The sequence below is a fragment of the Rothia sp. HMSC08A08 genome (assembly GCF_001808385.1).
GTDB lineage: Bacteria > Actinomycetota > Actinomycetes > Actinomycetales > Micrococcaceae > Rothia > Rothia dentocariosa.
This window is the reverse complement of the sequence record NZ_KV793054.1, coordinates 1-24089: the sequence shown is the minus strand read 5'-3', so window position 1 is coordinate 24089 and position 24089 is coordinate 1. Positions and strand designations below refer to the sequence as shown.

Here is a 24089-nt window from a genome sequence, read left to right as displayed (position 1 = left end):
TATCTAGGTGAAACGTTATACATTCGCAGCCTTTTTGGCGCGTTTGGCCGCAGCTGCCGCATCACGCTCAGCCCAGAACTCGCGGGTGGTCACCTCGTCGGTGCCGTCCCAAGCCGCAAGATTCTTAATCTCAGGCATATCGGATGCCTTGAAAATAGGCTCCACACCGGATTTGCGCTGCCGCTCGTAGTTCTTGAGCACCGCAACGACCTTCGGCGAAAGCCACACCACCGCAATCAGGTTCACGATCACCATGCCCGCGTTGAGCATATCTGCCGTGGTCCACAGCAGGCTCAGCGATGCGATCGCGCCAAAGAACACAAACCCCAGCACCACCAGGCGGAACACAGTCAGCGCCCAACGCTTTTCGGTCACAAAGCGGATATTTGACTCGCCGTAATAGTAGTTGCCGATGACCGAGGAGAAGGCGAAGAGGAAAATCGCGATGGTTAGGAAGTGGGTGGCCCAGGTGCCGAGCTGGTGGGCAAGCGCATCCTGAGTCAGGCCCGCACCGCGGGTCTTATCGCCATAGACAGGATTCGACAGAAGCACAATGAACGCGGTGACCGAGCAGACCAGCATCGTATCGAAATACACGCCCAAAGCCTGTACGTAACCCTGCTTTGCCGGGTGCGAAATAGTTGCGGTTGCGCCCGCGTTCGGGGCGGTACCCATGCCGGCCTCGTTCGAGAGCAGACCGCGCTTCATGCCCCAAATAACGGCGCCCATCGTGCCGCCCACCACGAACTCGCGCAGACCGAAAGCACCCTGGAAAATCATGAGCAGAACGTTCGGGATTTCGCCCACATTGAGCGCAACCACGAACAGCCCCAGCAGCATGTACAGCACCGCCATGAACGGCACCAGAAACTCGGTTACCGACGAGATCGCACGAATACCGCCGAAGATAATCGCAGCCGTCAGTGCGGCAATGAAAAGGCCTACTACGATACGGAAACCCATACCCTCGGTACCGGAAATACCGATATCCAAGGAATTCGCGCTAGCTTCCACGATCGCATTGGTTTGTACCGCGCAGAACACAAAACTATAGGTGAGCACGATAAAGCCCACGAAAATCAGGCCCAGCCAGCGTGCATTCAGGCCACGCTGCATATAGTAGGCAGGACCGCCAATATAGGAATCCTTGCCGCGTTCTTTATACAGCTGACCCAGCAGGGATTCGGCAAAAGCGGATGCGCCGCCCACGGCAGCAATGACCCACATCCAGAACACCGCGCCGGGACCACCCATTGCAATAGCGATCGCCACGCCAGCAATATTGCCGGTGCCCACGCGGGATGCCGCCGAAACGGTGAACGCGCGGAATGAGGAAATGCTCTTGCGCCCATCGGCCTCGTGGCCGGACGGGTCGGTGAGGACGCGCAGCATCTCGGGCAGGGAACGCCACTGCACGGCACGGGTGCGGATCGTCAAGAACAAGCCCACGACAATCAAGGCAACGAACAGAAAGTTTTCCCATATCCAGCTTTGAATGCTGTCAACCACGCTGGTCGCACCAGCGGTGGAGGCGTTGATGTCCTGAATATAATTCACAAGTGAGTCCACAGGTTTTCTCTTTCGTCACGGCATAGAAGCGTCATAGGGGTAGCAACTATGCGGGCATGAAGGCGCGAAGGTGCAAACCGGGTAGACCGCACGCCAGGGAAAGAAATTCCCTTTAGAAATTACAGGTACTTATTGTTCCGTTGATGAAGGGTGTACGGCAATCTCATTGGGGGTCTTGTCCACATTTGTAACGAATAATTAATATAGCCGGAACACGGGTGATACTCCGTTTGACAAGCAAAAACATCAAAAAGTTATGGCTGAACCACAACTCATATCAAACATCGTTTAATGGACATAAAAACACTCTCTAGTGGAGAAAATGAATCTTTGACTACATGCTACTTCACGGGTTTAACAAACGGGAAAGAAAGCACCCCGCGAATCTGGGTCTGCGCCATGAGCATCGCCAAGCGATCAATGCCGATGCCCAACCCGCCCGTCGGGACAAGCCCGGTCTCAAGGGCGTACAGAAAATCCTCATCAATCTGCATGGCTTCCGGGTCTCCCGCTGCAGCCTTGAGAGACTGCTCGGTCAGGCGGCGGCGCTGTTCTAAAGCATCCGTCATCTCGGAATAGGCGGTTCCCATCTCCATACCGTTAATCACCAAATCCCAGCGTTCCACCAAGTGCGGCTTGGTGCGATGCGCACCCGCCAGGGGAGAGGTCTCCACCGGAAAATCCGTATAAAACGTGGGGAACACAGTTTTTGACTCTACCAGCTCACCATAAAGCTCCTCAAGAATGGCACCCGCGCCCATGTCATCACGCACATGAATCTGATGCTCATGCGCCAGCTCAAGCAAAGTCTCAAAATCTGTTTCACTCGAAATATCGCGCCCCAGCGCACGCGAAAGGGCCTCGCATACCGAAACTGCCCGCCACTCACCCGAAACATCCGTGAGAGTACGCTCGGTACTGCCCTTCTCGCCCAGCGGAAGTACCTCAGAACCATAGACGGCCCGGGCAGCGTTCTTGATGAGCGTTTCGGTAAGCTTGCGCATGACCGTGTAATCTGCGTAAGGCTTATAAGCCTCTAACACCGTGAACTCCGGGTTATGGGTGGCATCCGCGCCTTCGTTGCGAAAATCCCGCCCTAACTCATAAACAGCGCCCAAACCGCCAACCACCAGGCGCTTAAGATACAGCTCGGGTGCTATGCGAAGCGTCAAATCCGCGCCATAGGCGTTAATAAAAGTTTTGAAGGGGCGCGCGCTCGCACCGCCATGAATAGTATTCAGAATCGGGGTCTCAACCTCGGTAAACCCTGCATCATCAAGCGTGCGGCGAATGGCAGTGATCAGTGAGGAGCGCATCCGAAGGTTTTCAAGCTGCTGCGGATGCACCAACAGGTCGGTCGAGCGTTTGCGGATGCGCGCCTCCGGATCATTCAACGCCCCGTACGGAATGGGGTGTAGACACTTCGCCGCCATCTGCCAGCCGTGCACAATGACGGATGCGGTCCCGGTGCGGCTAGCCCCCGCCGTGCCGGTCACGAGCAGAATATCGCCCGTATCGACGGCGGACTTGAGAAGCCGAAACTCGCGCTCACTCACAAGGCTGCGCTCGGCAATAATCTGTACCTGTTTGCCTTCCTCAGACAGGGTCAGGAAGATAACCCCGCCGTGGTTGCGAATAAACCGCACCCTGCCCGACATGGTAAACTCCCCGCTTGGAAGCGTATGGCCGCTCAGCCCATCGTGCACCTGCACCGTCGAATACTCGCATGTGACTCCCAACGGGTACGGGTTCATACCGGCATCCCGAAGCATCTGCAGGTGACGAATACGGTGCTTGGTCTGATCGCTGAAGCGGTGTTCGGGGGCCTGCGCCTCGCCCGGATGCATACGCTCGATCTCGTGCACTCGCGCGATCTGGTCTTCAGTCAGGCGGTGCACTTCATGGCGCTGTTTACGTGCTGAAAAATCGGGCAGGAAGCCCTCGGCAACCCCAGCCGCTGCCGCAACGTTCAGAAAGGCCAGCGTCGGTTCCGCAACCATATAGCGCGGCATCCACTCCGGGGCGAACTTGAGGTTGAAGCGGTACAGTCTCTCCAACTGAAGGAACCTGTCTAAAACCCCCAGCGACCGAGAAGCGAACCTGCTCCAGGCATTAGCACCGAACTGATCTGCGTTCTCATACACATGGCGGAACATAGCAAAGTTCAGTGAAACACGCGTGATGCCGTAGTCGGGGGCATCCTCCATAAGCTGGGCAACCATATATTCCACGATGCCGTTGGGGCTGTCAGGGGAGCGGCGCATCACATCCAGCGATATGCCGGTGCGGCCCCACGGCACGAATGAGAGGAGCGCAACCATTGTGCCAGCAGAATCATGCGCTGAAACAAGCAGATTGCGACCGTCTGCGGGGTCTGAGAGCCTGTTGAGTGCCATCGAGAACCCGCGTTCAACCTTGCCGTGACGCCAAGCGTTTACGTTATTTTCCACCTCGTGCAGCTGCTCGGGTGAAAGCTCACGATGCCTGCAGATTTTCAGCGTGTACCCGGCCTTACGAACCCGCTGGTGGGCGTGGCGTACCCCCGTAAGCGAGGTATTGTTCAGGCTAAAACGTGAGACCTCTAGAATGGCTTCGTCCCCCATGCGGATTACGCCCAGTCCCCGGCGTGCGAAAGCTCTGGCGCCGTCTTCGCTCACGCTGATGGCGGCGGGAATCCACCCGTAGCGGCGCACCTGGTGCATCCACCGGTCGATTGCGGAACCCCAGGACGCCGGATCGCCCACCGGGTCGCTGGACGCCAAACATACAGAGCCCACTTGCCTGTAGGTGACGGCGGCGCGCATATCCGCCGAGAAAATCACCTGCTTATCGCGGCGTGTTGCAAAGTACGAGAGTGAATCGTTCCCGCCATACTCCTGTAAAAGTTCGCGCAGGCGCAATTCCCGATCGGCGGTCCAGGTATTAGGGACACGGTACCCCCGCACCACCACATACACCGCGATCAGTGCAAAAATTCCGTAGAACACGGATGCTGCCCCCACCACCGTGGCACCCGGGTTTGCACCCTTGAGTTCGGGAAAACTATCGAGCCCTAACCCCTGTTTGAGCAGGTGGGGAACCGTAACCCCCGGCACGTGATGCCCAAAATACCAGGCCAGCAGGGTTGTCACCGTTAGCCCGCCGAGGAAGACCACGGTTGCCAATACCCATGAAATTCGGCCTATATGCGCCGGGAAGGCAGAGCGTGCCAGGATGAGAAGCGGAATAAAGATAGCCGCCACAATAATAGCTACGGTGTCGAGTGTGGAGGAGAAAAATTCTTCGCTCGGCATCACGTTATCGGGGAAGAAGAGCAGAAGCGCACTTCGTGTTCCGATGAGGATGCCGATGACTTGAAAGAAGATGACGGCGTAGAGGGCGGCTCGTTTACGGGTAATCAGAGCGGATGTCATGACCACCATGATGACCGCGCTCACCAGCGTATGACTTGATGGGATGTTAAGCAGGCTCGCGGTGATTTCCCACCAGGTGAACCCGTGGCCCCTGCGAAGCGGGGAAATAATCCAGGTGAAAAGCGTCAGAATTGTCGCGATTGAGTAGATACCGATAACCCAGCGGGCGATGATTTCCGCATAGCGTGATGTCGTGTGATGGGCTTCTGCGCCCCGTTTCTGATGTGCCATAAACCGTTCTCCACCAATCACTCGGTACTTTTCATTCTACGGACATACCGTGTGTATGCGCAGAACCTGAAGACGTAAGACAGCGCACCTTTGGGGTGGAGGTTGAAAGCGCTGCCAGGGGTTGCCGTGCAGGGGTGCTTTGAATGCCATATGGCATACGCGGTAGACTCGCCGATATCGATATATTCCAAAAATAGAATATATCTGAAAGGGTGCAGCATGGTTAGAGGTGTTGGGTTGGATGTTTAGAAAAAAGCTCTCAAACCTGCGAAATATCAACTATATTCTGGAATGAGAATATAAAAATCCGGTGGTGATTCTTAGGGGTGTCACCACCGGATTCTTAACGCTTGGGCAAGGTACTTACCAATACTCCGCCGCAAAACACAGTCTGGCTAAGACTGTGATTTACGCTGCTGGAACACATCCGGAATACCATCCATATCGGCATCTACGCTCTCCTTTTCCGCCAGCAAACGGTAGTGCTTATTGCGGCGGGAGAGAATCAGAGCACCCAGAATTGCGGCGGTTACCGAACCACAGAGAATAGCGATCTTGGCATCTTCACCGTGCGGTGATCCACCGGAGAAGGAAAGCTCTGCCACCAGAAGCGACACGGTAAAGCCGATACCGCCGGTAACCGCAAGGCCTATGACGTCAATCCACTGCACATCCGGGTCTAGGTTGGCGTGCCTGAACCTGGTAACCAGCCAGGTGGTTCCCGTAATACCGATGGTCTTGCCGCAGACTAGGGCGAACACAATACCCAGGGAGACTGAGTCGGTGAGGGCTCGCCCAAGACCCTCAAAACCGCCCACAGCAACACCGGCGCTAAAGAAGGCGAAGACTGGCACGCAGATACCCGTGGAAAGCGGGCGGAAACGATGCTCGAAAACCTCGGCGAGACCCGCATCCGCACCCGCAGCTTCGGTACGTTTATTGAATTTAACCGGAACGCAGAAACCAAGCACCACGCCAGCAATGGTTGCGTGAATACCGGATTCAAGGAAAAGCGCCCACGTGATAAAGCCCAGGGGCAGAAGCAGAATCCACGCCGCGGCGGGCTTGAGGTGCAGCATTTTTTCGCCACGATAGGCGATAAAGGCGAACAGTGAGATAGGGATGATCGCAAGGAGCAGGTATTCGCCGTGGAAGGTGCCGGTGTAGAAGATTGCAATAATGCAGATAGCGATCAGGTCATCAACCACTGCCAGGGTAAGAAGGAAGATGCGCATTGCCGAGGGCAGGAACGTTCCCACGCCCGCAAGTACGGCAACCGCGAAGGCAATATCGGTTGCCGTGGGAATAGCCCAGCCATGTATAGCGGTGGGGCTGCTGAAGTTGATAGCGGTGTAGATGATGGCGGGGGTAATCACGCCGCCAAAGGCTGCTGCGATGGGAACGATCGCGGTTGCCGGTGATTTGAGGTCACCGATCGCGAACTCTTTTTTGAGTTCAAGACCGGTCAGGAAGAAGAATATTGCCAAGAGACCGTCTGCCGCCCAGGTGCCTATCTTCATGTGAAGGTGGTGAAATCCTGGAACTTCGGGACCTATAACGGTATCGCGCACCCCAAAATAAATATCTGCCAGTGGGGTATTGGCAAGAACTACCGCGAGAACGGTCGCCACCAGCAGGATGCTGCCGCCCACGGACTCCGTGCGCAAAATATCTGCAACTCGCTTAGAGTTGCTGTAGGATCCGCGGCTGAAAACTGTATTTTCTGAATTCGGTGTCTGTGATTGGGTCATATTCTCTGTAGTTATCCTCCGGATAGGAATAATTCTTACTATTCTAACGCTCCTACCTAGGAGATGGTATTTTTTGCTTCTAAAGGTATAAATATACTTAACCAATATATGCCCTTTTGGGCATATATTCTATAACGTAAGCGAAATTTCAGGGTCAATATAAATATTCTCGCCCCTGCCGTAATATCGACTCGGAGCGAGAATATAAAAATTATGCAATTATGAGGTGTGAGATACTTTAGGAACCTGCAACGGCAGGAGCGGAGCTGTCTTCGCCATGCGACTCATCGAGCTCACGAGCCACATAGTTTTCGATGTCGAAGAGATTTCCGTTTGCACGCTTCACGATGGTGACGAGAGTTTCCATCGATGCAACTTCCTCAACCTGTTCCTTCAGGAACCAGAGGATGAACTGCTCACCCAGAGCATAGTTTTCGTTGCGCGCTGCAGAGAAAAGAGCCTCGATCTGACCGGTGACTTCCTTTTCCTGCGCCAGGGAAAGATCCACGATCTCCTGAACATCCTTAAAATCATTCTTGACGCTCGGAACTGCTGGAATCTCAACCTTGTGGCCGCGATCCAGCTTGTACTGAACCATCATGAGGGCGTGCCCACGCTCCTCCAAAGACTGGCGGTAGAAGTAACGCGCCAACTGGGGAAGGTCCTCACCATCAAGCCAAATCGCCATTGAAAGGTATTGGTGGGATGCGGCAAACTCGTGACCGATCTGTTCGTTGAGCAGATCGTAGAAGGACTTAGACATAACTTTTCTCTCCTTGAAATTAGGGTGTGTGTTCTATTCGCGTAGGGTACAGTGCAACGCTGTCGAACCCATCATAGAGGGCCAAATCAGCACTGTATAGAGAGAAAAGGCTAATCTGGAGGCTTATTTAGGGGTTCCTGAGCTCGGTCTATCACACCACAACAGAACCGTTATGATGTGCTCGCAAGCCTCGGAAAATCCGGGTGTATTCGTTCGTGCAGGCTTAGGCGGGGTAACTTCCGCGCCGCAAACTCGACGATGAAATAAGTTTAGAAGGCTTATCGCCCAAGATGCTTTCGCCGATATTAGCTAAAGCACGCACCTGATCTTCCGTGAGGTGGTCGAAAATCTCGTGACGTACCTGTGCTACGTGACCGGGTGCCGCATCCTGAAGCTTCTGCAAACCCTGAGGAAGCAGATGGCAAATGCTGACACGGCGGTCTTCGGCGCTGAGTGACCGGGACACGTACCCGTCTTTCTCCAGTCTGGCGACCACGCGCGAAAGACGCGCCGGCAGAGTGTTTGTGACCAGTGCCAGCTGCGTCATTGTCAACTCGTGATCCTCTGACTCTGAGAGTCCAACAAGTACCATGTACTCGACATAGCTCAAATCGGCATCCTGCTGAAGCTGATTATCGAGCTGCCGTGTGAGGTTGAAGATGATCGAGCTGATAAACAGCCATCCCTCACGTTCTTCTTCATTTAGCCATTTGGGCTCCGCCTTCTCTGGAAGATCGCCAGAGACGGTGGTTGCTTGTTTGGGCATGAGTGTTCCTCCTCGCACCTCCAGCTTTTAAACTGAGCGCATATATAAGGTGTGTAAAGTTCATTGTACTTGTTAAGACAGCAAACCCTCAGATATTGCTCAAAACTTGGTATGTCTTTCCTTAAAGTACACACTGACGGCACAAATTTGTCCGAAATACGTCACACCATTGTCGGCGTGTCTTCGACAATTTGCCCGGGAAATAGCGCTTCCCGAATGAAATCATTGTAATGATTACCTGTAAAAAATACTTGATAATTCAAGGTTTTACACGTAAAGAAGGTAAAATTTTGAGGCTACTTAGGTAGTACTCGCCAGGAATATTACAAAATGATTAAAAAAATTTGGGAAAAAATACCATTTGGGTTTGCACATGATAAATAAGCGTGTACACTGGTATGCATAACGGGGTCGAAAAAGAAGCCCGCGGGGCGAGACCGGAAGCTCAAACCGACAGGGTTCGACTCTCTATTTATCGGTGATTGTCGTCGGTGTGCAGGTAACCTGCATTTCTACCGGCGGTTGTGCGGTGCGGGTACTGTTCGTGGTTGGGCGGTCCCCGCGCCGTTCTTTTTAAGAATACCCTAAGCACCCCGCCCACACTAGCAAGAATGCCTCATAGGTGGGCAAGCGCACATCAAAAAGATTATGCGGTGTCTACCTCTCTAATCCCCCGATATTTCGGGGGTTTTCTATTAATTTTTTCCCCCGACGGTCACGGTCTAGGGGGATTTTTCATGCCTTTCTGCACGGCGTGGTGCATGGTGGCTTATACGGATTGTGGGCAGCACGCTAGACCCATACCTTAATTACCCCAGCAGAGTAGGATGCGCCCGGCGTGTCGCGTTCCTACGCATTCTGACGTTCACAGGGTGAAGGCACCTCTCTCACGACGCGGAACGACAGGGGCAACGTATGTGTGTTCTAAGGGAGGGGAGCGGCTGATATGACCCGCATGAACTCTTCTCAGGGCTTTATCCACAGTACTTTTCCACAGTGTGGAGAACTTACATGACTGTTATTAGGGAATCTGGCTCACACACGCATCACGCCCACTGTGTCTTAGAACGCGCCCGTTAATCCGTGCAAATACACGAAAAAACTCTGAGATGAAAATTTTCGGTGGACGCATCCAGAAATTTGAGGATATCGAGACAAGTTTTAAACAGATACTTTCCACACCTGTGGAAAACTTTGTGAACAATTTCCACCGGTCATTATCCACAGAATAGGTTGTGCATTATGCACACACTAAATTTTGCTTGTGAAAACTATATGCGGTACTAGCACGTGAGTTTTTATGGGCGAAAAGACGCTAAAACACAGCGAACACGGTAAAAATTACACGTAACATAACGACACTAATTTTCGGCTTTTGGCGTCATAAATCGTCCCTATCTATGCGCGATAGAGAATATCATTATGGGTTATCCACAAAGTTTATCCACAGCGTGGATAACTTACATACCTGTTATTTGCGGGTCTGGACCCCGCAAAAATCCGGCAAATACTCCGAAATCGTGATGAATTTGAAATAAAATCCACGGGTTTATCCACCCCTGTGGAAAACTTTCTCCACCCTATGCACAGCATCCCCGCACAATGCCCAGAACCCACTGAACTCGCAGGCAAACGCTGGTACTCTTGTAACGACGCCATCTTCTGATTGAAAGGGCATACACTATGGCTGAAAAGTACACTCTTCCCGAACTCCCCTACGACTACGCGGCGCTCGAACCCCACATCTCCGCAAAGATCATGGAGCTGCACCACGATAAGCACCACGCAGCCTATGTTGCAGGCGCGAACGCTGCACTAGAGCAGCTTGAGGAAGCACGCGCAAACGGCTCCTACGGCAACGTTTCCAAGCTGTCCAAGGATCTTGCCTTCAACCTGGGTGGTCACACCAACCACTCGATCTTCTGGAAGAACCTTTCCCCCGAGGGCGGCGACAAGCCCACCGGCGAGCTCGCAGCGGCTATCGACGAGTTCTTCGGCTCCTTCGACAAGTTCCGTGAGCACTTCACCAACGTTGCCCTCACCATTCAGGGCTCCGGCTGGGCAATTCTCGCCTGGGACACCGTGGGCAAGCGCCTCATCATTGAGCAGCTGTACGACCAGCAGGGCAACATCTCGGTTGCACTGATTCCCGTTCTGCAGCTGGATATGTGGGAGCACGCCTTCTACCTGGACTACCAGAACGTGAAGGGCGACTACGTGAAGGCATTCTGGAACATCGTGAACTGGGCAGACGTCGCTGAGCGCTTCGCACGCGCAGTGTCGCAGACCAAGGGTCTGGTGCTTCCCGAGTAGTCCTTAAGAATTAACGATGCGCTCGCACTCAGGGCGTATCGTATACGGGCGGGTGCCCGGTGCCTTCGTTAGAAGAGGCGCCGGGCACTTGTTTTATCTGCGATTGACTGCGAGTTACATGTTGTAACTCCGAGAGTGACAATATGAGCGTCTGACTGAGCTGACAGTTACAAATCTGGTGATTTTGGGTGACAAAATGTAACTTTCAGACGGGTTTTTGTCACTTTGGCATAAAAAACGGAATGAAAGTGACAAAAATGTAACTCTCGATGGCAATTGTGTAACTTTCACCGAGGAGTCAAACGGGTCCCCTTTGAACTTTGCGGACTTCCGAAGAGTACACATACTCGCGGGATGCTCTCGAAAGCGTAAAAGCGGGTAAAACTGGGACGGATCGATGTTTGCTAGGCCGCGCCGAGTTCTTGGGCGAGAAGCGCCATTTTGCGGCCGCGGCCCCAACGGTAATCCCCGATCACCCCGCTCTCACGAATCACTCGGTGGCAGGGAATAATCATGGCAACCGGATTGTGTCCCACAGCGGTTCCCACGGCACGGGCGGCACGCGGGCGTCCAATACTCTCAGCCACAGACCCATAACTTTGCACGGCACCCTGCGGAATATTCAAAAGCGCACGCCATACCTGCACCTGAAACGGCGTACCCTTCAAATGCAGGGCGATGCGCCCCCCGCCTCCACCGAAAATACTTAACGCCTGCTCGTGAAAAGGATGCTCGCCCTCATGCAGCTGCGCATTTGGGTATTCGGCGCGCAGGTTCGTGAGAGCCGCATCCGGGTTATCGGCGAATGCCATATGACATATGCCTTTATCCGTTGCGGCGATCAGCACCATGCCGAAAGGGGACGCGGCGTAACGCCAGACGATGCGCAGGTTCGCCCCGCCGTTCTTGTACTCGCCGGGGGTCATGCCCTCAATGGTGACGAACGCATCGTGCAGGCGTCCCGTGCCGCTGAACCCGCTCGACCAGGCCGCATCGAGCGAGCTCTGCTGCCCAGCGAGCGCCGCCTTTGCCCGTTCAAGGCTGATATGCTGCAGCATTTTCTTGGGGCTCACTCCCGCCCACTGCTGGAACTGCCGCTGCAGGTATTCGGGGCTCATATGAACCGCTTGGGATACCTGCGCGAGCGTGGGCTGATCTGCGGCGTGGTCATATAGGTACTCGATAGCGGCGGCTATGCGCCCGAACTGGACGGTCTGCTCGATCGGGTCTGTGCTCGCTGCGGGACGGTCTGTGATGCTCAAAGATTCTCCTAGTTCAAGGTCTTAACACTAGAGAATACGGATGTTCCGGGCGGAAAACGACCCGATTCTTGACCTTGTGCGCGGGAGGCGTAGAAACGGGAATATTCTCATCGCTCCGGAATAAGAAACTTCTCCCGGATTGGTGGGGTTGGCTGAAGTGGCCGATTAGTCACCCTGTCTGTGAAGCGAAGGGTTATACGGAATGCCCACGGGATGGAACGAAGAATGTTTATCATGACATTTCCCCAAGGGTTTTCACCGAAAGGTTGAGTGTGCGGTCGATGCGGATACGCTCACAAAAATCCTCATCGTGGCTGACGACGATGAGCGCGCCGGTATAGGCATCGAGCGCCTGTACCAGCCAATCCACTGACGAAATATCCAGGTTATTCGTGGGCTCGTCCAACAGAAGAAGCTGCGGCACCGGGTCGGTGAGCAGAACCGTCGCCAGCGCAGCGCGAAAACGTTCGCCCCCGGAAAGCTCCCCAATACGCTGATGCACGCTCTCGCGCCTGAACAGCAGCCGCGCCAGTTGGTCGCGAAGATGCTGTTCGCTTGCCCCCGGGTTCGCCCGCTGCACGGTTTCAAGGAGGGTGCGTTCAGGATCAAGCGTGATGCGCTGCGGCAGATACGCGGCGTTGCCCAGGCGGTAGAGCACCCGGTAAGCGGGCGGCACGGGGGAGCGGTAGTCGGGGTCATTCGCGTGTGCTATCGCGTTGAGAAGCATGGTCTTGCCGCTGCCGTTTGCTCCCGTAATGCGTAAATGTTCGGGCCCGGTCAGGATAAGAGCCTCGGGAAAGTCTTGGCCGCGGGACGAATAATCAACTTCATAAGGTTGTGTTTCATGTGAAACAATATTTTGGGTGTATGCGTTCTTAATTTCGGCACTCTGTTGCGCAGACACGCAAGAGTCCTTCCCCACCCGCTGTAATTCCAGTACCTTCCGCCCCACCGGGAGCGCATCCTGCGCGAGTTCCAGATAGATACGCTCCTGCACGCGCAGGTTCTCTTGGGCTTCACTAACTGCCGCACGCGCATCCGCCACCATGCTTTCGTGTGCCGCGCGAAGTTTCCCGGCAGAGCGCTCTGAACTGTTCTTATCCAGACCCATCGCCAGCCCAGGTTTCCGCTTCGACCGCTCAAAATCGCGGCCTCGCCGAACGTTGCGATCGAGCTTAATCTGGTTCTCGACGCGCTCGCGTTCAGCCTTACGCGCCTCATTTTTCGCCTCACTCACGCGGCGATGCGCGGCGCTCTGCTCGGCCTTTCGCGCCGCCCGGTAGGTATCGTAGTTGCCCTCATATGTGTGCAGATGCGCCCGTCCCTCACGGTCGGCGTGCAGCTCGGCGATTGCTTTCATATGCGCGAGCAGATCGCGATCATGGCTGATGATCAGCGCCGGGCAGGTGAGGGTTTCAAGAGTCGCGAAAAGCCGACTCTTCGCGGCGGAATCCAGGTTATTCGTGGGCTCATCCAGCAGAATAAACTCGGGGTTCGAGTGCAGAAGCGCGGCGAGGGCGGCAGTGACCGTCTGACCACCCGAAAAGGTGCTAAGGGGGCGCATCAAAAGGTCGCGAATGGCATGCGGGTCGCCAGCATCCGTGGTGAGCGCAGGACTAAAACCGTACTCGGCAAGGGTCGCTAGAGTGCGCTCTTCAATATCCCAGGCGTCGCCGATGGTGTCATAAAGGCTGGGGGAGTAGTTGCCCGATTCCAGCGCATCAAGCGCTCGCAGAATTTTTGTAATTCCAAAAATATCGGCAAGATGCTGATGCTCGCTCAACCCCAAATCTTGCGGAAGATACGCTATGCGTGGCGGGGTGCTGATTGTGCCGTGACTAGGCTTTATTTCGCCAAGGATAAGCCTGAAGAGGGTAGTTTTTCCGGTGCCGTTATCGCCGATAAGCCCGGTGAGTGGCGCGGAAAATACGGCGGAGAGGTCGGTGAAAAGCGGGGGTTCACCCGGATGCGCATACGAAATATGGTCGAGTGTAATGTGGTGTGGCATGGGCCGAGTTCCTTCGAGTCGGTGCTCGGATCCCCGCCAGCGCAGCGCGCGTTAGGCGTGAGGGCATGAAAAACCCGAGCACGGTGTGTAGATACACGTAAGCCCGGGTAGTGGGGTGGGCGCATAAAAGCGCTCTGACCTGGTGTTTTGATCCGGGCTATGCTCGGGAGCCGTTCATGTGCTGGTGCCTCCTCGTGTGCCGACGCGCTTCCGTGCGCCTCGGTGGAATAGACAGGAACAATCCGGAATGTGACCCGGATAACCTCTAGTGTAGGGAGTGGCGATAGCGCCTGTCAATCATAGGGCGCATTAATCTTTTGGCTTGCGCGCCACAATCGCCAGGTGGTCGCGGTGCCTCCCGGTGCTGCGGGTGTGAACTTCTTCCACCGTAAACCCAGCCTTCTCGCACAGTGCGGAAAACTCTGGAACGCTCACATAATAGGCGGTTGTCACGGCGTGTGTGAAGGGCAATCCGTGTTCGCCCAGAAACATCCCCAGAAGAAGGCTTCCTCCCGGAATCAACAGCCGATAGAACTCGGTGAGTGTGCCGGTAAGGTGAGCTGGCGGCGTGTGAATGAGCGAATACCAGGCGAGAATTCCCGCAAAAGACCCGTCAGTATAGGGCGTGTGTGCCATATCCATGACCTCGAAGCTAAGGTTTGGGGCGCTAGAGGCGGCGCGGGCATGGGCAATAAATTCGGGGGTTACATCTATGCCTGTGACGAGCCGGTCTGCGGAGGCGAGCAGGCGCGCCCAATGCCCGGGGCCGCATCCGGCATCAAGAATACTGCCTGGCACGGATGCGCCCCACGAGGTGATCAGGGCAATATCAGTCGGTTCCATCTGATCGAGCGACCCCAGTGCTTCACAATATTCCGCCGCCCGCGCCCCATACCTGCTGCTGACTGTCACTAGGCGATCCCTTTCCACGTTGAGGCTGCAGAACGCGTATATACGCAGGTAGCTTTATATTTACATATTTGTGCCTGCTGGCGCGAGGCTGACTTTGGGCAAACTGCCTCGTAAGTTCTGCTTGCACTCTCATAAAAATCGAGCTCCGGCACCTTCAAAGATGCCGGAGCTCTGATTTGCCATGAGCTACTGTTACTTACTAATAAGTCCCGGTAGCTGGGACAGCTTTATTGTGGCGAGCCTGAGAAATTAATTATCTTAGTACCCGAAATCTGCGGAAAGGTGGCAATCGGCGCTGGAGTATCCGTCTCCTGTAGCCTTCTGCTCATCTTTAACTTCGCCGTTAACGATGATCTTGCACGTTACTTCTACGCCGTCTTCGGTGGAACTGACGTGGAGGTTATAACCGTCTTTGCGCTTAGTCTGATCTTCTTGCTTCCATTCGCCGTTAAAATCTGCGCTGCTTGTAGACCCTAGTGTGCCATATGTCACGTGTCCTTCGCCGGTGGAGGTCGCTACTAGCTCAACTTTGATATCCTCGTCTGCATGGGCTGACGCAGAACTAATGGAATCTGACGCAGATTTTGCGCCAGCAAAAACTAGCGCTGAGCATCCTGCAAAAATGAGGAGAATGACCAGGCAGCCGCCACCAAGAAACCAAGGCCATTTAGGTTTTTTCTTGGGTTCGGGCATGGGGTATTGAGGTGCGGAAGGTTGAGACATCAGTGTTTCCTTAGAAATAGTTGTAAGTAATTTGTGTGATAACGGTACCGGCCATTGGTACCGCAGTAATTATAGATCTCTGCGTGATGAGTTTGTCTATTCGATGGTTATAACGTAGAGCAATAAGCGCTGCCATATTTACCGGTGGCACTTTTCTCTGATTTAACTTTGCCGTCAATTATGAGTTTGCAGGTGACGACCTGTGAATCATCAGAGTTGAAAATGTCTCCGCTGACAGAAACAGCGTAATAGTCGCTCTTACTGATTTCTTCGGTATATGACCATGAATTTTCAAATTTTGCGGTGTTATGCGACCCTGAACCTCCGTAGGATGCATTTCCAGAGCCTGACGCAGTAGCTTCAATGGTCACAGTACGCGTATTTTTCTTTGTGGTTGTGTGAGTGTTTTGTGGCGGTTCTTCTTTCTTTTCTTCGGCGGGAGGTTGCGCGGCAGTGCTTTCTGGGGTTGCTTCTTCGGGCATGTGAGAAGAAGCAACAGCAGAGGGGCTTGCCGATGCTGGCCTGCTGGGAGACGATGCGCCAATGAGGGCTATCACTCCAACAAATACCAGGCCAAGAGCCAACAGCCCAGCACAGCCCAGGCAACCTATGAGTGTGTAGGTTCCTGCTTTATTTTCATTGGGTTTAGCGAGTGAAGGTTGGTTATTGTAAGGGGTGCCTTCCATGGTGTATTCCTGTTCTACGCAGAGAACAAAAAATATAATACTCCATCTACGAAAATTATTCATCAGAAAAAACTTTTCATGTCTGATGTGAGGATTCTATGTCTGAAAAAGCCGATATACCGCTGAACTTGTCTTGACACTGTGCTTTAGTAAGAAGCTCACAGAAAATTTTTCATGTCTGGCTTTGTTATTTATGTGTAGATATCAAAACTTAATGTCTGAGGGCTCTTCTCTGTCAATCACCGCAGATTTGCCACAGTAACAAGGATTCTTAATGCAGGATTTTCTGCTGACCAAGACGTCATGATGTGGAGAGTACAAAAACGGGAGCGTTTTCTTCATACGGGAGCACTTTAGTGCTCCCGTATGAAGAAAACACCCCCGGATTTAGAATGCCTGACTATTAGTACTCCACACGATCCGACCCCTGAGCGGCACAAAATTGCCGCTCCCGGAACTCGTCTAAGACTCGCGGCGCTCGCGGTACATGCCCAGCGGGCCCGCATCCGCATAAGCCTGCGTCGTATTGTAACGGTACAGGCGCGGCGGGCGGTGGCGGGTGCCCTCAATGCGCCGGCCGGTATCAATAATTGATTTCGAGGCTGCAATCTGGCGGCGGAAATTCGCGGGATCCAGCGGGCGGCCGAGAATTGCCTCGTACACCTCACGCAGCTGTGCCAACGTAAACTCATCGCCCAAGAATGAGTGCGCAATACGCGAATATTCGACCTTATTCTGCAGGCGGTACAGGGCGTACTCCACAATCTCGTTGTGGTCGAAAGCCAGCTCGGGAAGCTCATCTACCGGGAACCAGCGAATATTTTCGTGCACGCGAGTCTGCGAAACCTCAGTCGCCGGGATCGAGGCCCAATAAACCACCGAAACCACACGCTCATGATCCGCCCCAGGTGCCGGAACCGGCGTGCCATTAATGCGCGCCGCACGTGCCTCCGGGGCACGCAAAACATCACCGAACGCATACAGCTGCTCAAGGTACCCAGGCTCAAGACCGGTCGCGCGCTTGAGCGTGTACCCCGCCGCCTGCTCTAGAGACTGCTGGGACTGCAAGGGACCGCCGGGAAGCGCCCACTGACCCTTATAAGGTTCGCGCAAGCGGCGCACCAGCGGCAGCCAAAGACTTGGGCGCGCACTATTCTTTTTGTGGCGTAATGCAAGAATCACGGTAGAAACCGCTAATGAAACCGAACTGTGGTCGGCCTCGTGCTCTTCGGGGACCTCAGCTGCGTAATGTGGTGATGAGTTCATCCATGACTCCTGTACTTATTTTTGTGTGCACTATAACCATTTTAAGGGTAAAAACGGCGTTACACGACTTACGGCGCGCGCATCCGGCGGATACGCGCGCTGCATGGTTGGACTCTTGAAGTAAAGCGGCTAATTCTCGATGTTCAGCTCGCCCATAGCACCCCAACTGTCGCCGTCAATCTGGCGGGAGATAATCTTTGGAGTCTCTCGCAGAGCCGGGCGCATATCGGTCATAGCTTGGGCGAAATGCGCGGAGTTTACATGAGCCGCCGCGGCATCGTCCTCGAACGCCTCTACCAGCACGAACTCATTCGGATCCTCAACGCTGCGCGACCACTCAAACCACTTGTTGCCGGGTTCGGCACGGGTTGCCTCGGTGAAGTCGCGGGTTAAATCCAGCCATTTTTCGGTGTATTCGGGCTTGACGGGAAATTTCACAACAATAAAAATCATGACGACTCCTAATACGCAAGATACGGAACACTCCTATTCTTTCACAGGATGCACTCGCGCGGGCAGAGCTCTAACGCGCGAGCAGGTCGGATTCCGCCGACAAGGTAGGATTTTCCAACCTCCTCGGGCCAAAAACCACCTGCTCGCGGCTAGTCGTGGGGTATTCACGGGGTAGGGTTAAAGGTATGACTACTGCACAGATAAAGTTCCTTGAGACTGACCCCGCCATGATCTCCGCCGAAACTACTCTGCGGGCGGCTGCGAGCGATGTGTACGCCCTGATTGCCGACCCCGCCCGCCACACCGAGCTTGACGGAGGCGGATCAGTACGTGGACTGGTAACCGCTGAGACCTCTGAACTGCGTGAGGGCGATACCTTCACCGAAAAAATGTTCCTGGGTTTCCCATACCGCATGTCTCCCACGGTCGTGCGCGCCGAGAAGAACCAGGCCCTCTCGTGGCGCATGCCCGCCGACCACTACTGGACCTGGGAGATCGCAGATAACCACGACGGCACCGTGACCGTGCGTGAAACCTGGGACGCTTCCAAAGCGAAAATTTTTGGGTTCATCCCCGCTGCGCCCGTATTCCGTACGGTTGGTGCGTTCGCGCGTAACCGCCGTAATATTGCGCTGTCGCTGGCGAAACTGCATCGCACCTTCGAGGGGTAGAGTGTAACAGGCCGCTTTTCGCATGTTTCTCTGACTATCGCGCCCCTAGCTGATACAGCGAGAAGCGGATTTTTGGCCGAGAAGGCGATATTTTCTACCTTTTTGACCCAAAACCCGCTTCTCGCGATAAATGCCTGAATACGTCCCGCACAGGCGCCAACACAAAAACTACCGCGCCGCACGAACTACCGCGCCGCGCGCCTGAGAATGTCGAGCGCATCCAGCAGGATATCCCGATCGGCCTTGATGCGTTTGCGTGCCGCCGGGTTTGCCATGCCTCCCGCAAACGCTGCACTGTAATACATGCCGTCCCCCAGCAAAAGCACGGTGCGCGCCATCTTATCGTCCCCAATCTCCGCGCGAATCAGCTCATACCACTGCCCCTGAATCTCGTCCATGAGTTCGCGTGCCGCCGGGTTCTTATCCTGTGCCAACCGCGAGAGGGCAACCAGGCATATATCGAATGGGGTGCCCTGAAAGGTTGAGGTGTTGATGTAATAGGCACTGGCCCCCTCGGGTGCGGCGCGCATCTTCTCAAGGTCTTCGTCTGCGTAGGTGCGGGTGCGGTCTAAAAGCGCCTGAAAGAGCGCCTTTTTCGAGCCGAAATGATAGAGCAGACCGCCCTTAGAAACTTTCGCTTGGGCGGCGACCGCATCAAGGGTGGCGGCACGTTCACCGGCCTGTACCAGCAGGTGTTCATAAGCGTCTAGAATCTGCTCGCGCGAGTTGTTGGCGCGGGTCGCACGGGGTTCGGATGCGCTGGCTGGGGTAGTCATAATCACCATTCTACGGATTAGAAACTTTACCGTCTAGTTGGTATAGTTAGTGTGTCCGTGGTTGCCTGTATGGCGCATCCTCACTACCCCAAGCAAAGCCTCTAGCAGCAACCCCTCTGCGAGCTATGAGCACTTGCCGCCCGGCGCATCTGCCGCAAGTGCCGAAAACTCCCAGATGCGTGTGAACACAACGATGAACAACTCATACCCCGTCACCGAGGCGCTGCCTATTCACGCGCCCGATCAGAAAATCAAACGGTGGATTGCCTTGACCGTGCTCATGCTGCCGGTGCTGCTTGTCTCGGTCGATAACACCGTGCTCGCATTCGCCGTGCCCTCAATCGCGCAGGCGCTCGAACCATCTTCCAGCGAGCAACTCTGGATCGTAGACGCATACTCGCTCGTGCTCGCCGGGCTGCTCGTGCCTATGGGAAGCCTGGGGGACCGCATCGGGCGGCGTAAAATCCTGCTGATCGGTTCCGTCGGGTTCGCGGTTATCTCAGCACTCGCCGCATTCGCACCTACCGCCCTGTTGCTTGTCATCGCCCGCGCCGTACTCGGGTTCTTCGGCGCCATGCTCATGCCCGCCACGCTCTCACTCATTCGCAACATCTTCCGTGACCCGAAAGAACGCCGCACCGCAATCGCCGTGTGGGCGGCAGGCTTCTCCGCCGGTGCAGCACTCGGTCCCATCGTGGGCGGATTCCTGCTGAGCCATTTCTGGTGGGGGTCGGTGTTCCTCATGGCGGTACCCGTACTCGTACCGTTCCTTGCCCTCGCACCCATGACCGTGCCCGAATCGAAAGACCCAAACCCCGGCCCGCTCGATATGGTGAGCATCCTGCTCATTATGATCGCCATGACGGGCATAACCTTCGGACTCACCCATATTTCTGAGGCAGGCGTGGATGCGCTCGCACTCAGCACCGCCCTTATTGGCGCCGTGTTCGGGTTCTTCTTTGTACGTCGTCAGCTGCGCCGCGGGCGTGCGGGAACCACCCCCATGCTCGATGTTCGCCTCTTCAAAAACACCGTGTTCACCGGGGGGATTCTGGCGAACCTGTTCGCCATGTTCGTAGATGTTGGGTTCCTTTTCTTCGTCTCGCAGCATTTGCAGCTGGTTTCGGGGTACTCTCCCATGCAGGCTGGACTGTTCCTGATTCCCGGGCTGGCGTGCACCATTATTGCGGGCCTGTACGCCGCTAAGCTCGTTTCGCGGTTCCACCCGGCGGTGATTGTGTCTTCAGGGCTTGCCTTGGGCGCGCTCGGGTACCTGTTTGTGATGTTCTTCGGTTCGCGCAACGACCTTCTGCTCATGACTTCCTTCATGTTCTTAGGGTTGAGCGTGGGTGCGGCGCAGACCATCTCGAATGACCTGATTCTTTCCAGCGTTCCAGCGAATAAGGCGGGTGCTGCGTCGGCAATCTCTGAGACCGCCTACGAGTTCGGCACCGTGCTAGGTACCGTGGTGATCGGCGGTATGCTGACCGCAATTTACCGCGCACAGGTGACGGTGCCCGCCGGTCTTAGTGCGGATGCGGCCCATGCGGCAGGTGAAACCCTCGGCGGCGCGACCGCAGTTGCCGGGCAGCTTCCCTCGGATCTAAGTACCGAGCTGCTGCATTCGGCACACGCCGCGTTTGACTCGGGTGTGCTGGTGACCGCAGCCTTTAGCGCCGTGCTTCTGGCGGTTCTGGCGGTCTTCACTTACCGGATGCTCCGCTCGGCACCCGCCGAACTGGAGAAAGCAGAGCACTAGAAAAACTCCGGTGCTAAAAAGAGCCTTTATGTAAATAAAGCGGTAAAAAATACTCTTTATTCACATAAAGGCTCTTTTAGTGCGGAAGTAGGCGCCGGAAAGACCGCAGAAGACCCATAATTCAGGGAATAAAATTTTACGTGGAAACCAAATGAACGCGGCAGGAAGAAGCTCAGATGTTACGGTAGAAGTACCAGCTTCAGCGAGTAGGTGCCGCGTCAGCTTACGCGTTCTTTGCCGCCGCATACGCGCATTCAGGCTACTAGGATGCGCACAAGGGCAGCCGCTACAGTCGCCGCGCACCGGGAGGATAACCACGTGGATATTAAAGACTGGATGGCGCCTATGGTCACGCTCGCCATCGGCGCCAGTACCATTTTCATCTCCTATAAAAACTACCAATCACAAACCCAAGCCAAACCCTCGGAACTTGCCCGCTTAGAGCTGTGGAGCAAATTGCTTGCGGAAGCGGGAATCGACATTGGCGACCTGCCGCCCGAGGATGAACTTACCGCCGAACAGCGCGAGATCCTTGAAAATTACCGGGTTTTCCTCAAGCGTGCGTCACTCGAATCGAAGCTGCGTAAGGTCGGTATCGAGAATAACCGCCTATTCAACCTGCTGATGAAACGCGCGCATTCTCCCGTAAAGCCTACCCCCATCGGGTTTGGCGATTCCATTATTTACTATCGTCTTATTCTGTGGCTTTTCGCATTTATTTGGATTCCGATAGCCACCATTTTCTTGGGTATTCCGGTGCTGATCTCGTTCGGGGCGTATTTGTACCGCATGTTTATAACCCGCAGTGCCGATAACTATGTGGACTATTCAATTCCGGTTGGCTCGCTCGTCATTATCATTATTGGGCTTCTCGCCGTTGGCGGGCTCTGGTACCTACAAAACAAGATTCGTTCGGCGATTATCGCCAATAACGTGTACTTCTATTTCTGGGACACCTACGGCGCCAAGCGAGGCAGCCGCGATTCCGTACAGTCATACACCGAGCGGCTGACCGCAAAAACCTACTCTGACCTGCTCTTTATTGGGCAGCACGAGTTTGCGCAGCAGTTCCGCGAGAACATGTACATGGCGGGCATTCAAGAGATTGATGAATACCCGCGCGTGCTCAGCGATGTGGGCATGATTCCGCGTAACCACCAGGTAGTTGAGGCGACCGCAGACTACAACTGGCTTGACCGCATCATCAACTGGATGCGCGCCAAAATCGGCATGGAACCGAAGCCTGCACGCGTTATCTACACCCTGGAACGTAAACCGCCGAAGGGTGCGGGGGCAACTGCGACATCCGGGCTTGACGTGCAGCTTCATGAGCTCAAACCGGGTAAGAAGAAGCGTTTTAGGCGCAAGCGCAAGAAGGGGCGGGTGCTTATGCAGGCTGAACCGGCGACGGATGCGGTGCCCCTCTACACCGAGCACCCTGACGATGCGGCGAGCGATGCCTCGGAGGCTGAGTCCGCGGCAGCTTCGCAGCCTCAAGTGGTGAACGGTCCGACCCTGACCGACGAATTGGTTGAGGACCTCAGCACCGGGCAGATCCCGCTGGTTCAGGTTCGCAGAGAGCAGGGGCAGAAGTCGCAGAAGAATGCGGGTTCCGGGGATGCTGGCTCGGCAGAAACGTATGACATAGACGGTGCTGCTGATAGTGCTCGTGCGGATTCTCCGAAATCGGCATCGGAAGGTTCACCTGAGTAATACGCATATCTCGGGGTGCGAAAAAGGCTCTTTATTTCAATAAAGCGTTAGAAATCTTGCTTTATGTAAATAAAGAGCCTTTTTAGTATCAGATAAATTTAAAAGTATTATTTTTTGAGAATATCCAGGAAGCTTTCACTGAATACCCAGGCTATAAGCTTAGGGTGAATCCATGACTACTGATAAGAACCTTCCAAAACCTGAGCATGGAACGGTCCAGGCTCAAGATATTCATGAGATAGAGAAAGAATCAGCGGCAGATTCAGCTGGGAATCGGAACTTGCTTCTTTCTATCTTTATAACTGTGCAGATTATTAGGCTAATTCTCGAAACCATGATTCTCCAGGGTGTGGTATTTTCCCTCCTTGCCAGTGATTTTGATGATTTTGAAGGATTTCTTCTTCTACTCATCCTTTTTTCGCCCTTTATCGTTTATATTCTGCTGCAAGCTGTGGCATGTATAAAGATGATTCGGGGAACCAAAACCGCATGGGTTTTGGGGACGAACATCTATAGTCTGCTCGTTGTTGCGCCTATTGCTGCTTTTTATACATGGTTCGTGATGGAGATGTCGGCTCCAAATGTAACAAGTGCCGATATTCAACCATTGCGGTGGTTGCTAGGCGCCTGCGCTCTTGAGGCGATTATAAGCGTTTTCACTATTATTGCAGTGATTATATATAACTGGAAAAAGAAAAAACTATCCTCTCATAATAAAAATATGGATACTGATAAACGCCCAACGCCAGATAATACTTTATCTGGTTTCAAGAATGCAATATACGAAACGGATGATTTAAAAACCCTGAAGAAGCACCATGAAGATCCGATTGTAGAAGTTCCTTGGCAGCACGTTAACGTTAGGTCCCAGAAGAAAGATAAGGGCGAACACCATGAGCACCGATAAGAATTTTTCAACCTCCGAGAACAATGACCCGCAGCCTCCCGTGGAAAAGCAAAGTGCATCGAATAATCCGGAGAATTCCCAACAAGAGCCAAAATATACACAGCTATATGGCTTAGAAGGTGCCGACGGTAAGATGTCATTGGATCC

The 24089-nt window shown here is 54.3% G+C and carries 18 protein-coding genes; 5 read left to right on the top strand and 13 right to left on the bottom strand.

Going from position 1 to position 24089, the window contains the following annotated elements; all coding sequences use genetic code 11:
* Window positions 1–15 precede the first annotated feature (15 nt).
* The 5 genes from HMPREF3164_RS00545 to HMPREF3164_RS00525 all read right to left on the bottom strand — a co-directional run bounded on the left by HMPREF3164_RS00545 (window position 16) and on the right by HMPREF3164_RS00525 (window position 8493).
* On the bottom strand, window positions 16–1569 hold the full coding sequence (locus tag HMPREF3164_RS00545; RefSeq protein ID WP_070448449.1) for an alanine/glycine:cation symporter family protein: 1554 nt from the start codon (window positions 1567–1569) through the stop codon (window positions 16–18).
* A 341-nt stretch (window positions 1570–1910) separates the two neighbouring features.
* Window positions 1911–5213, bottom strand: a complete 3303-nt coding sequence (gene lysX, locus HMPREF3164_RS00540) for a bifunctional lysylphosphatidylglycerol synthetase/lysine--tRNA ligase LysX (RefSeq protein WP_083297305.1) — start codon at window positions 5211–5213, stop codon at window positions 1911–1913.
* Between the two features lie 395 nt (window positions 5214–5608).
* Complete coding sequence (gene nhaA, locus HMPREF3164_RS00535; protein ID WP_070448448.1) at window positions 5609–6964, bottom strand: Na+/H+ antiporter NhaA; 1356 nt, start codon at window positions 6962–6964, stop codon at window positions 5609–5611.
* A gap of 238 nt (window positions 6965–7202) precedes the next feature.
* Window positions 7203–7727, bottom strand: a complete 525-nt coding sequence (locus HMPREF3164_RS00530; protein ID WP_013398195.1) for a ferritin — start codon at window positions 7725–7727, stop codon at window positions 7203–7205.
* A gap of 223 nt (window positions 7728–7950) precedes the next feature.
* Window positions 7951–8493, bottom strand: a complete 543-nt coding sequence (locus HMPREF3164_RS00525; RefSeq protein WP_004006328.1) for a MarR family winged helix-turn-helix transcriptional regulator — start codon at window positions 8491–8493, stop codon at window positions 7951–7953.
* 1683 nt (window positions 8494–10176) lie between these two features.
* Here HMPREF3164_RS00525 and HMPREF3164_RS00520 point away from each other — a divergent pair.
* Complete coding sequence (locus HMPREF3164_RS00520) at window positions 10177–10806, top strand: superoxide dismutase (RefSeq protein WP_006886979.1); 630 nt, start codon at window positions 10177–10179, stop codon at window positions 10804–10806.
* A gap of 404 nt (window positions 10807–11210) precedes the next feature.
* Here the strand turns inward: HMPREF3164_RS00520 and HMPREF3164_RS00515 are convergent, their stop codons facing one another.
* The 7 genes from HMPREF3164_RS00515 to HMPREF3164_RS00485 all read right to left on the bottom strand — a co-directional run bounded on the left by HMPREF3164_RS00515 (window position 11211) and on the right by HMPREF3164_RS00485 (window position 18116).
* Window positions 11211–12068 carry a bifunctional transcriptional activator/DNA repair enzyme AdaA gene (locus HMPREF3164_RS00515; protein ID WP_070448447.1) on the bottom strand — a complete coding sequence of 286 codons (858 nt, stop codon included), beginning with the start codon at window positions 12066–12068 and terminating at the stop codon, window positions 11211–11213.
* Window positions 12069–12300: 232 nt separating this feature from the next.
* Window positions 12301–14076: an ABC-F family ATP-binding cassette domain-containing protein gene (locus HMPREF3164_RS00510; RefSeq protein ID WP_070448446.1), complete on the bottom strand. Its 1776-nt coding sequence runs from the start codon at window positions 14074–14076 to the stop codon at window positions 12301–12303.
* Window positions 14077–14385: 309 nt separating this feature from the next.
* Window positions 14386–14988, bottom strand: a complete 603-nt coding sequence (locus tag HMPREF3164_RS00505; protein WP_246822537.1) for a class I SAM-dependent methyltransferase — start codon at window positions 14986–14988, stop codon at window positions 14386–14388.
* Window positions 14989–15246: 258 nt separating this feature from the next.
* The gene (locus tag HMPREF3164_RS00500) at window positions 15247–15711 is read right to left on the bottom strand and encodes an MmpS family transport accessory protein (RefSeq protein ID WP_070448444.1); all 465 of its coding nucleotides are present in this window, start codon (window positions 15709–15711) and stop codon (window positions 15247–15249) included.
* A gap of 107 nt (window positions 15712–15818) precedes the next feature.
* On the bottom strand, window positions 15819–16460 hold the full coding sequence (locus tag HMPREF3164_RS11265) for an MmpS family transport accessory protein (RefSeq protein WP_246822536.1): 642 nt from the start codon (window positions 16458–16460) through the stop codon (window positions 15819–15821).
* A 399-nt stretch (window positions 16461–16859) separates the two neighbouring features.
* Window positions 16860–17663 carry an NUDIX hydrolase gene (locus HMPREF3164_RS00490; RefSeq protein ID WP_070448443.1) on the bottom strand — a complete coding sequence of 268 codons (804 nt, stop codon included), beginning with the start codon at window positions 17661–17663 and terminating at the stop codon, window positions 16860–16862.
* A gap of 129 nt (window positions 17664–17792) precedes the next feature.
* Window positions 17793–18116, bottom strand: a complete 324-nt coding sequence (locus tag HMPREF3164_RS00485) for a putative quinol monooxygenase (protein ID WP_070448442.1) — start codon at window positions 18114–18116, stop codon at window positions 17793–17795.
* 185 nt (window positions 18117–18301) lie between these two features.
* Between HMPREF3164_RS00485 and HMPREF3164_RS00480 the strand changes: the two genes are divergently transcribed.
* Window positions 18302–18787 (top strand): SRPBCC family protein, encoded by a 486-nt coding sequence (locus HMPREF3164_RS00480; RefSeq protein WP_070448441.1) that lies wholly within the window; start codon window positions 18302–18304, stop codon window positions 18785–18787.
* A 185-nt stretch (window positions 18788–18972) separates the two neighbouring features.
* Here HMPREF3164_RS00480 and HMPREF3164_RS00475 read toward each other — a convergent pair whose 3' ends face one another.
* Window positions 18973–19563, bottom strand: a complete 591-nt coding sequence (locus HMPREF3164_RS00475; RefSeq protein WP_070448440.1) for a TetR/AcrR family transcriptional regulator — start codon at window positions 19561–19563, stop codon at window positions 18973–18975.
* 193 nt (window positions 19564–19756) lie between these two features.
* On the opposite strand from HMPREF3164_RS00475, the gene HMPREF3164_RS00470 reads away from it, so the two are divergent.
* The 3 genes from HMPREF3164_RS00470 (at window position 19757) to HMPREF3164_RS00460 (ending at window position 23942) form a co-directional block, all read left to right on the top strand.
* Window positions 19757–21322 carry an MFS transporter gene (locus tag HMPREF3164_RS00470; protein ID WP_070448460.1) on the top strand — a complete coding sequence of 522 codons (1566 nt, stop codon included), beginning with the start codon at window positions 19757–19759 and terminating at the stop codon, window positions 21320–21322.
* A 267-nt stretch (window positions 21323–21589) separates the two neighbouring features.
* Window positions 21590–23035, top strand: coding sequence for an NADH dehydrogenase (locus tag HMPREF3164_RS00465; protein WP_070448439.1), 1446 nt, complete (start codon window positions 21590–21592; stop codon window positions 23033–23035).
* Between the two features lie 172 nt (window positions 23036–23207).
* The gene (locus HMPREF3164_RS00460; RefSeq protein WP_048774519.1) at window positions 23208–23942 is read left to right on the top strand and encodes a hypothetical protein; all 735 of its coding nucleotides are present in this window, start codon (window positions 23208–23210) and stop codon (window positions 23940–23942) included.
* Window positions 23943–24089: the final 147 nt, after the last annotated feature.

Excerpts from the sequence above, each read along its gene's own strand:
- lysX (WP_083297305.1), bottom strand. The coding sequence starts at position 5,213 with ATGGCACATCAGAAACGGGGCGCAGAAGCCCATCACACGACATCACGC.
- nhaA (WP_070448448.1), bottom strand. The coding sequence starts at position 6,964 with ATGACCCAATCACAGACACCGAATTCAGAAAATACAGTTTTCAGCCGC.
- HMPREF3164_RS00530 (WP_013398195.1), bottom strand. The coding sequence starts at position 7,727 with ATGTCTAAGTCCTTCTACGATCTGCTCAACGAACAGATCGGTCACGAG.
- HMPREF3164_RS00525 (WP_004006328.1), bottom strand. The coding sequence starts at position 8,493 with ATGCCCAAACAAGCAACCACCGTCTCTGGCGATCTTCCAGAGAAGGCG.
- HMPREF3164_RS00520 (WP_006886979.1), top strand. The coding sequence starts at position 10,177 with ATGGCTGAAAAGTACACTCTTCCCGAACTCCCCTACGACTACGCGGCG.
- HMPREF3164_RS00510 (WP_070448446.1), bottom strand. The coding sequence starts at position 14,076 with ATGCCACACCACATTACACTCGACCATATTTCGTATGCGCATCCGGGT.
- HMPREF3164_RS00500 (WP_070448444.1), bottom strand. The coding sequence starts at position 15,711 with ATGTCTCAACCTTCCGCACCTCAATACCCCATGCCCGAACCCAAGAAA.
- HMPREF3164_RS11265 (WP_246822536.1), bottom strand. The coding sequence starts at position 16,460 with ATGAATAATTTTCGTAGATGGAGTATTATATTTTTTGTTCTCTGCGTA.
- HMPREF3164_RS00490 (WP_070448443.1), bottom strand. The coding sequence starts at position 17,663 with ATGAACTCATCACCACATTACGCAGCTGAGGTCCCCGAAGAGCACGAG.
- HMPREF3164_RS00485 (WP_070448442.1), bottom strand. The coding sequence starts at position 18,116 with ATGATTTTTATTGTTGTGAAATTTCCCGTCAAGCCCGAATACACCGAA.
- HMPREF3164_RS00480 (WP_070448441.1), top strand. The coding sequence starts at position 18,302 with ATGACTACTGCACAGATAAAGTTCCTTGAGACTGACCCCGCCATGATC.
- HMPREF3164_RS00475 (WP_070448440.1), bottom strand. The coding sequence starts at position 19,563 with ATGACTACCCCAGCCAGCGCATCCGAACCCCGTGCGACCCGCGCCAAC.
- HMPREF3164_RS00470 (WP_070448460.1), top strand. The coding sequence starts at position 19,757 with ATGAACAACTCATACCCCGTCACCGAGGCGCTGCCTATTCACGCGCCC.
- HMPREF3164_RS00465 (WP_070448439.1), top strand. The coding sequence starts at position 21,590 with ATGCGCACAAGGGCAGCCGCTACAGTCGCCGCGCACCGGGAGGATAAC.
- HMPREF3164_RS00460 (WP_048774519.1), top strand. The coding sequence starts at position 23,208 with ATGACTACTGATAAGAACCTTCCAAAACCTGAGCATGGAACGGTCCAG.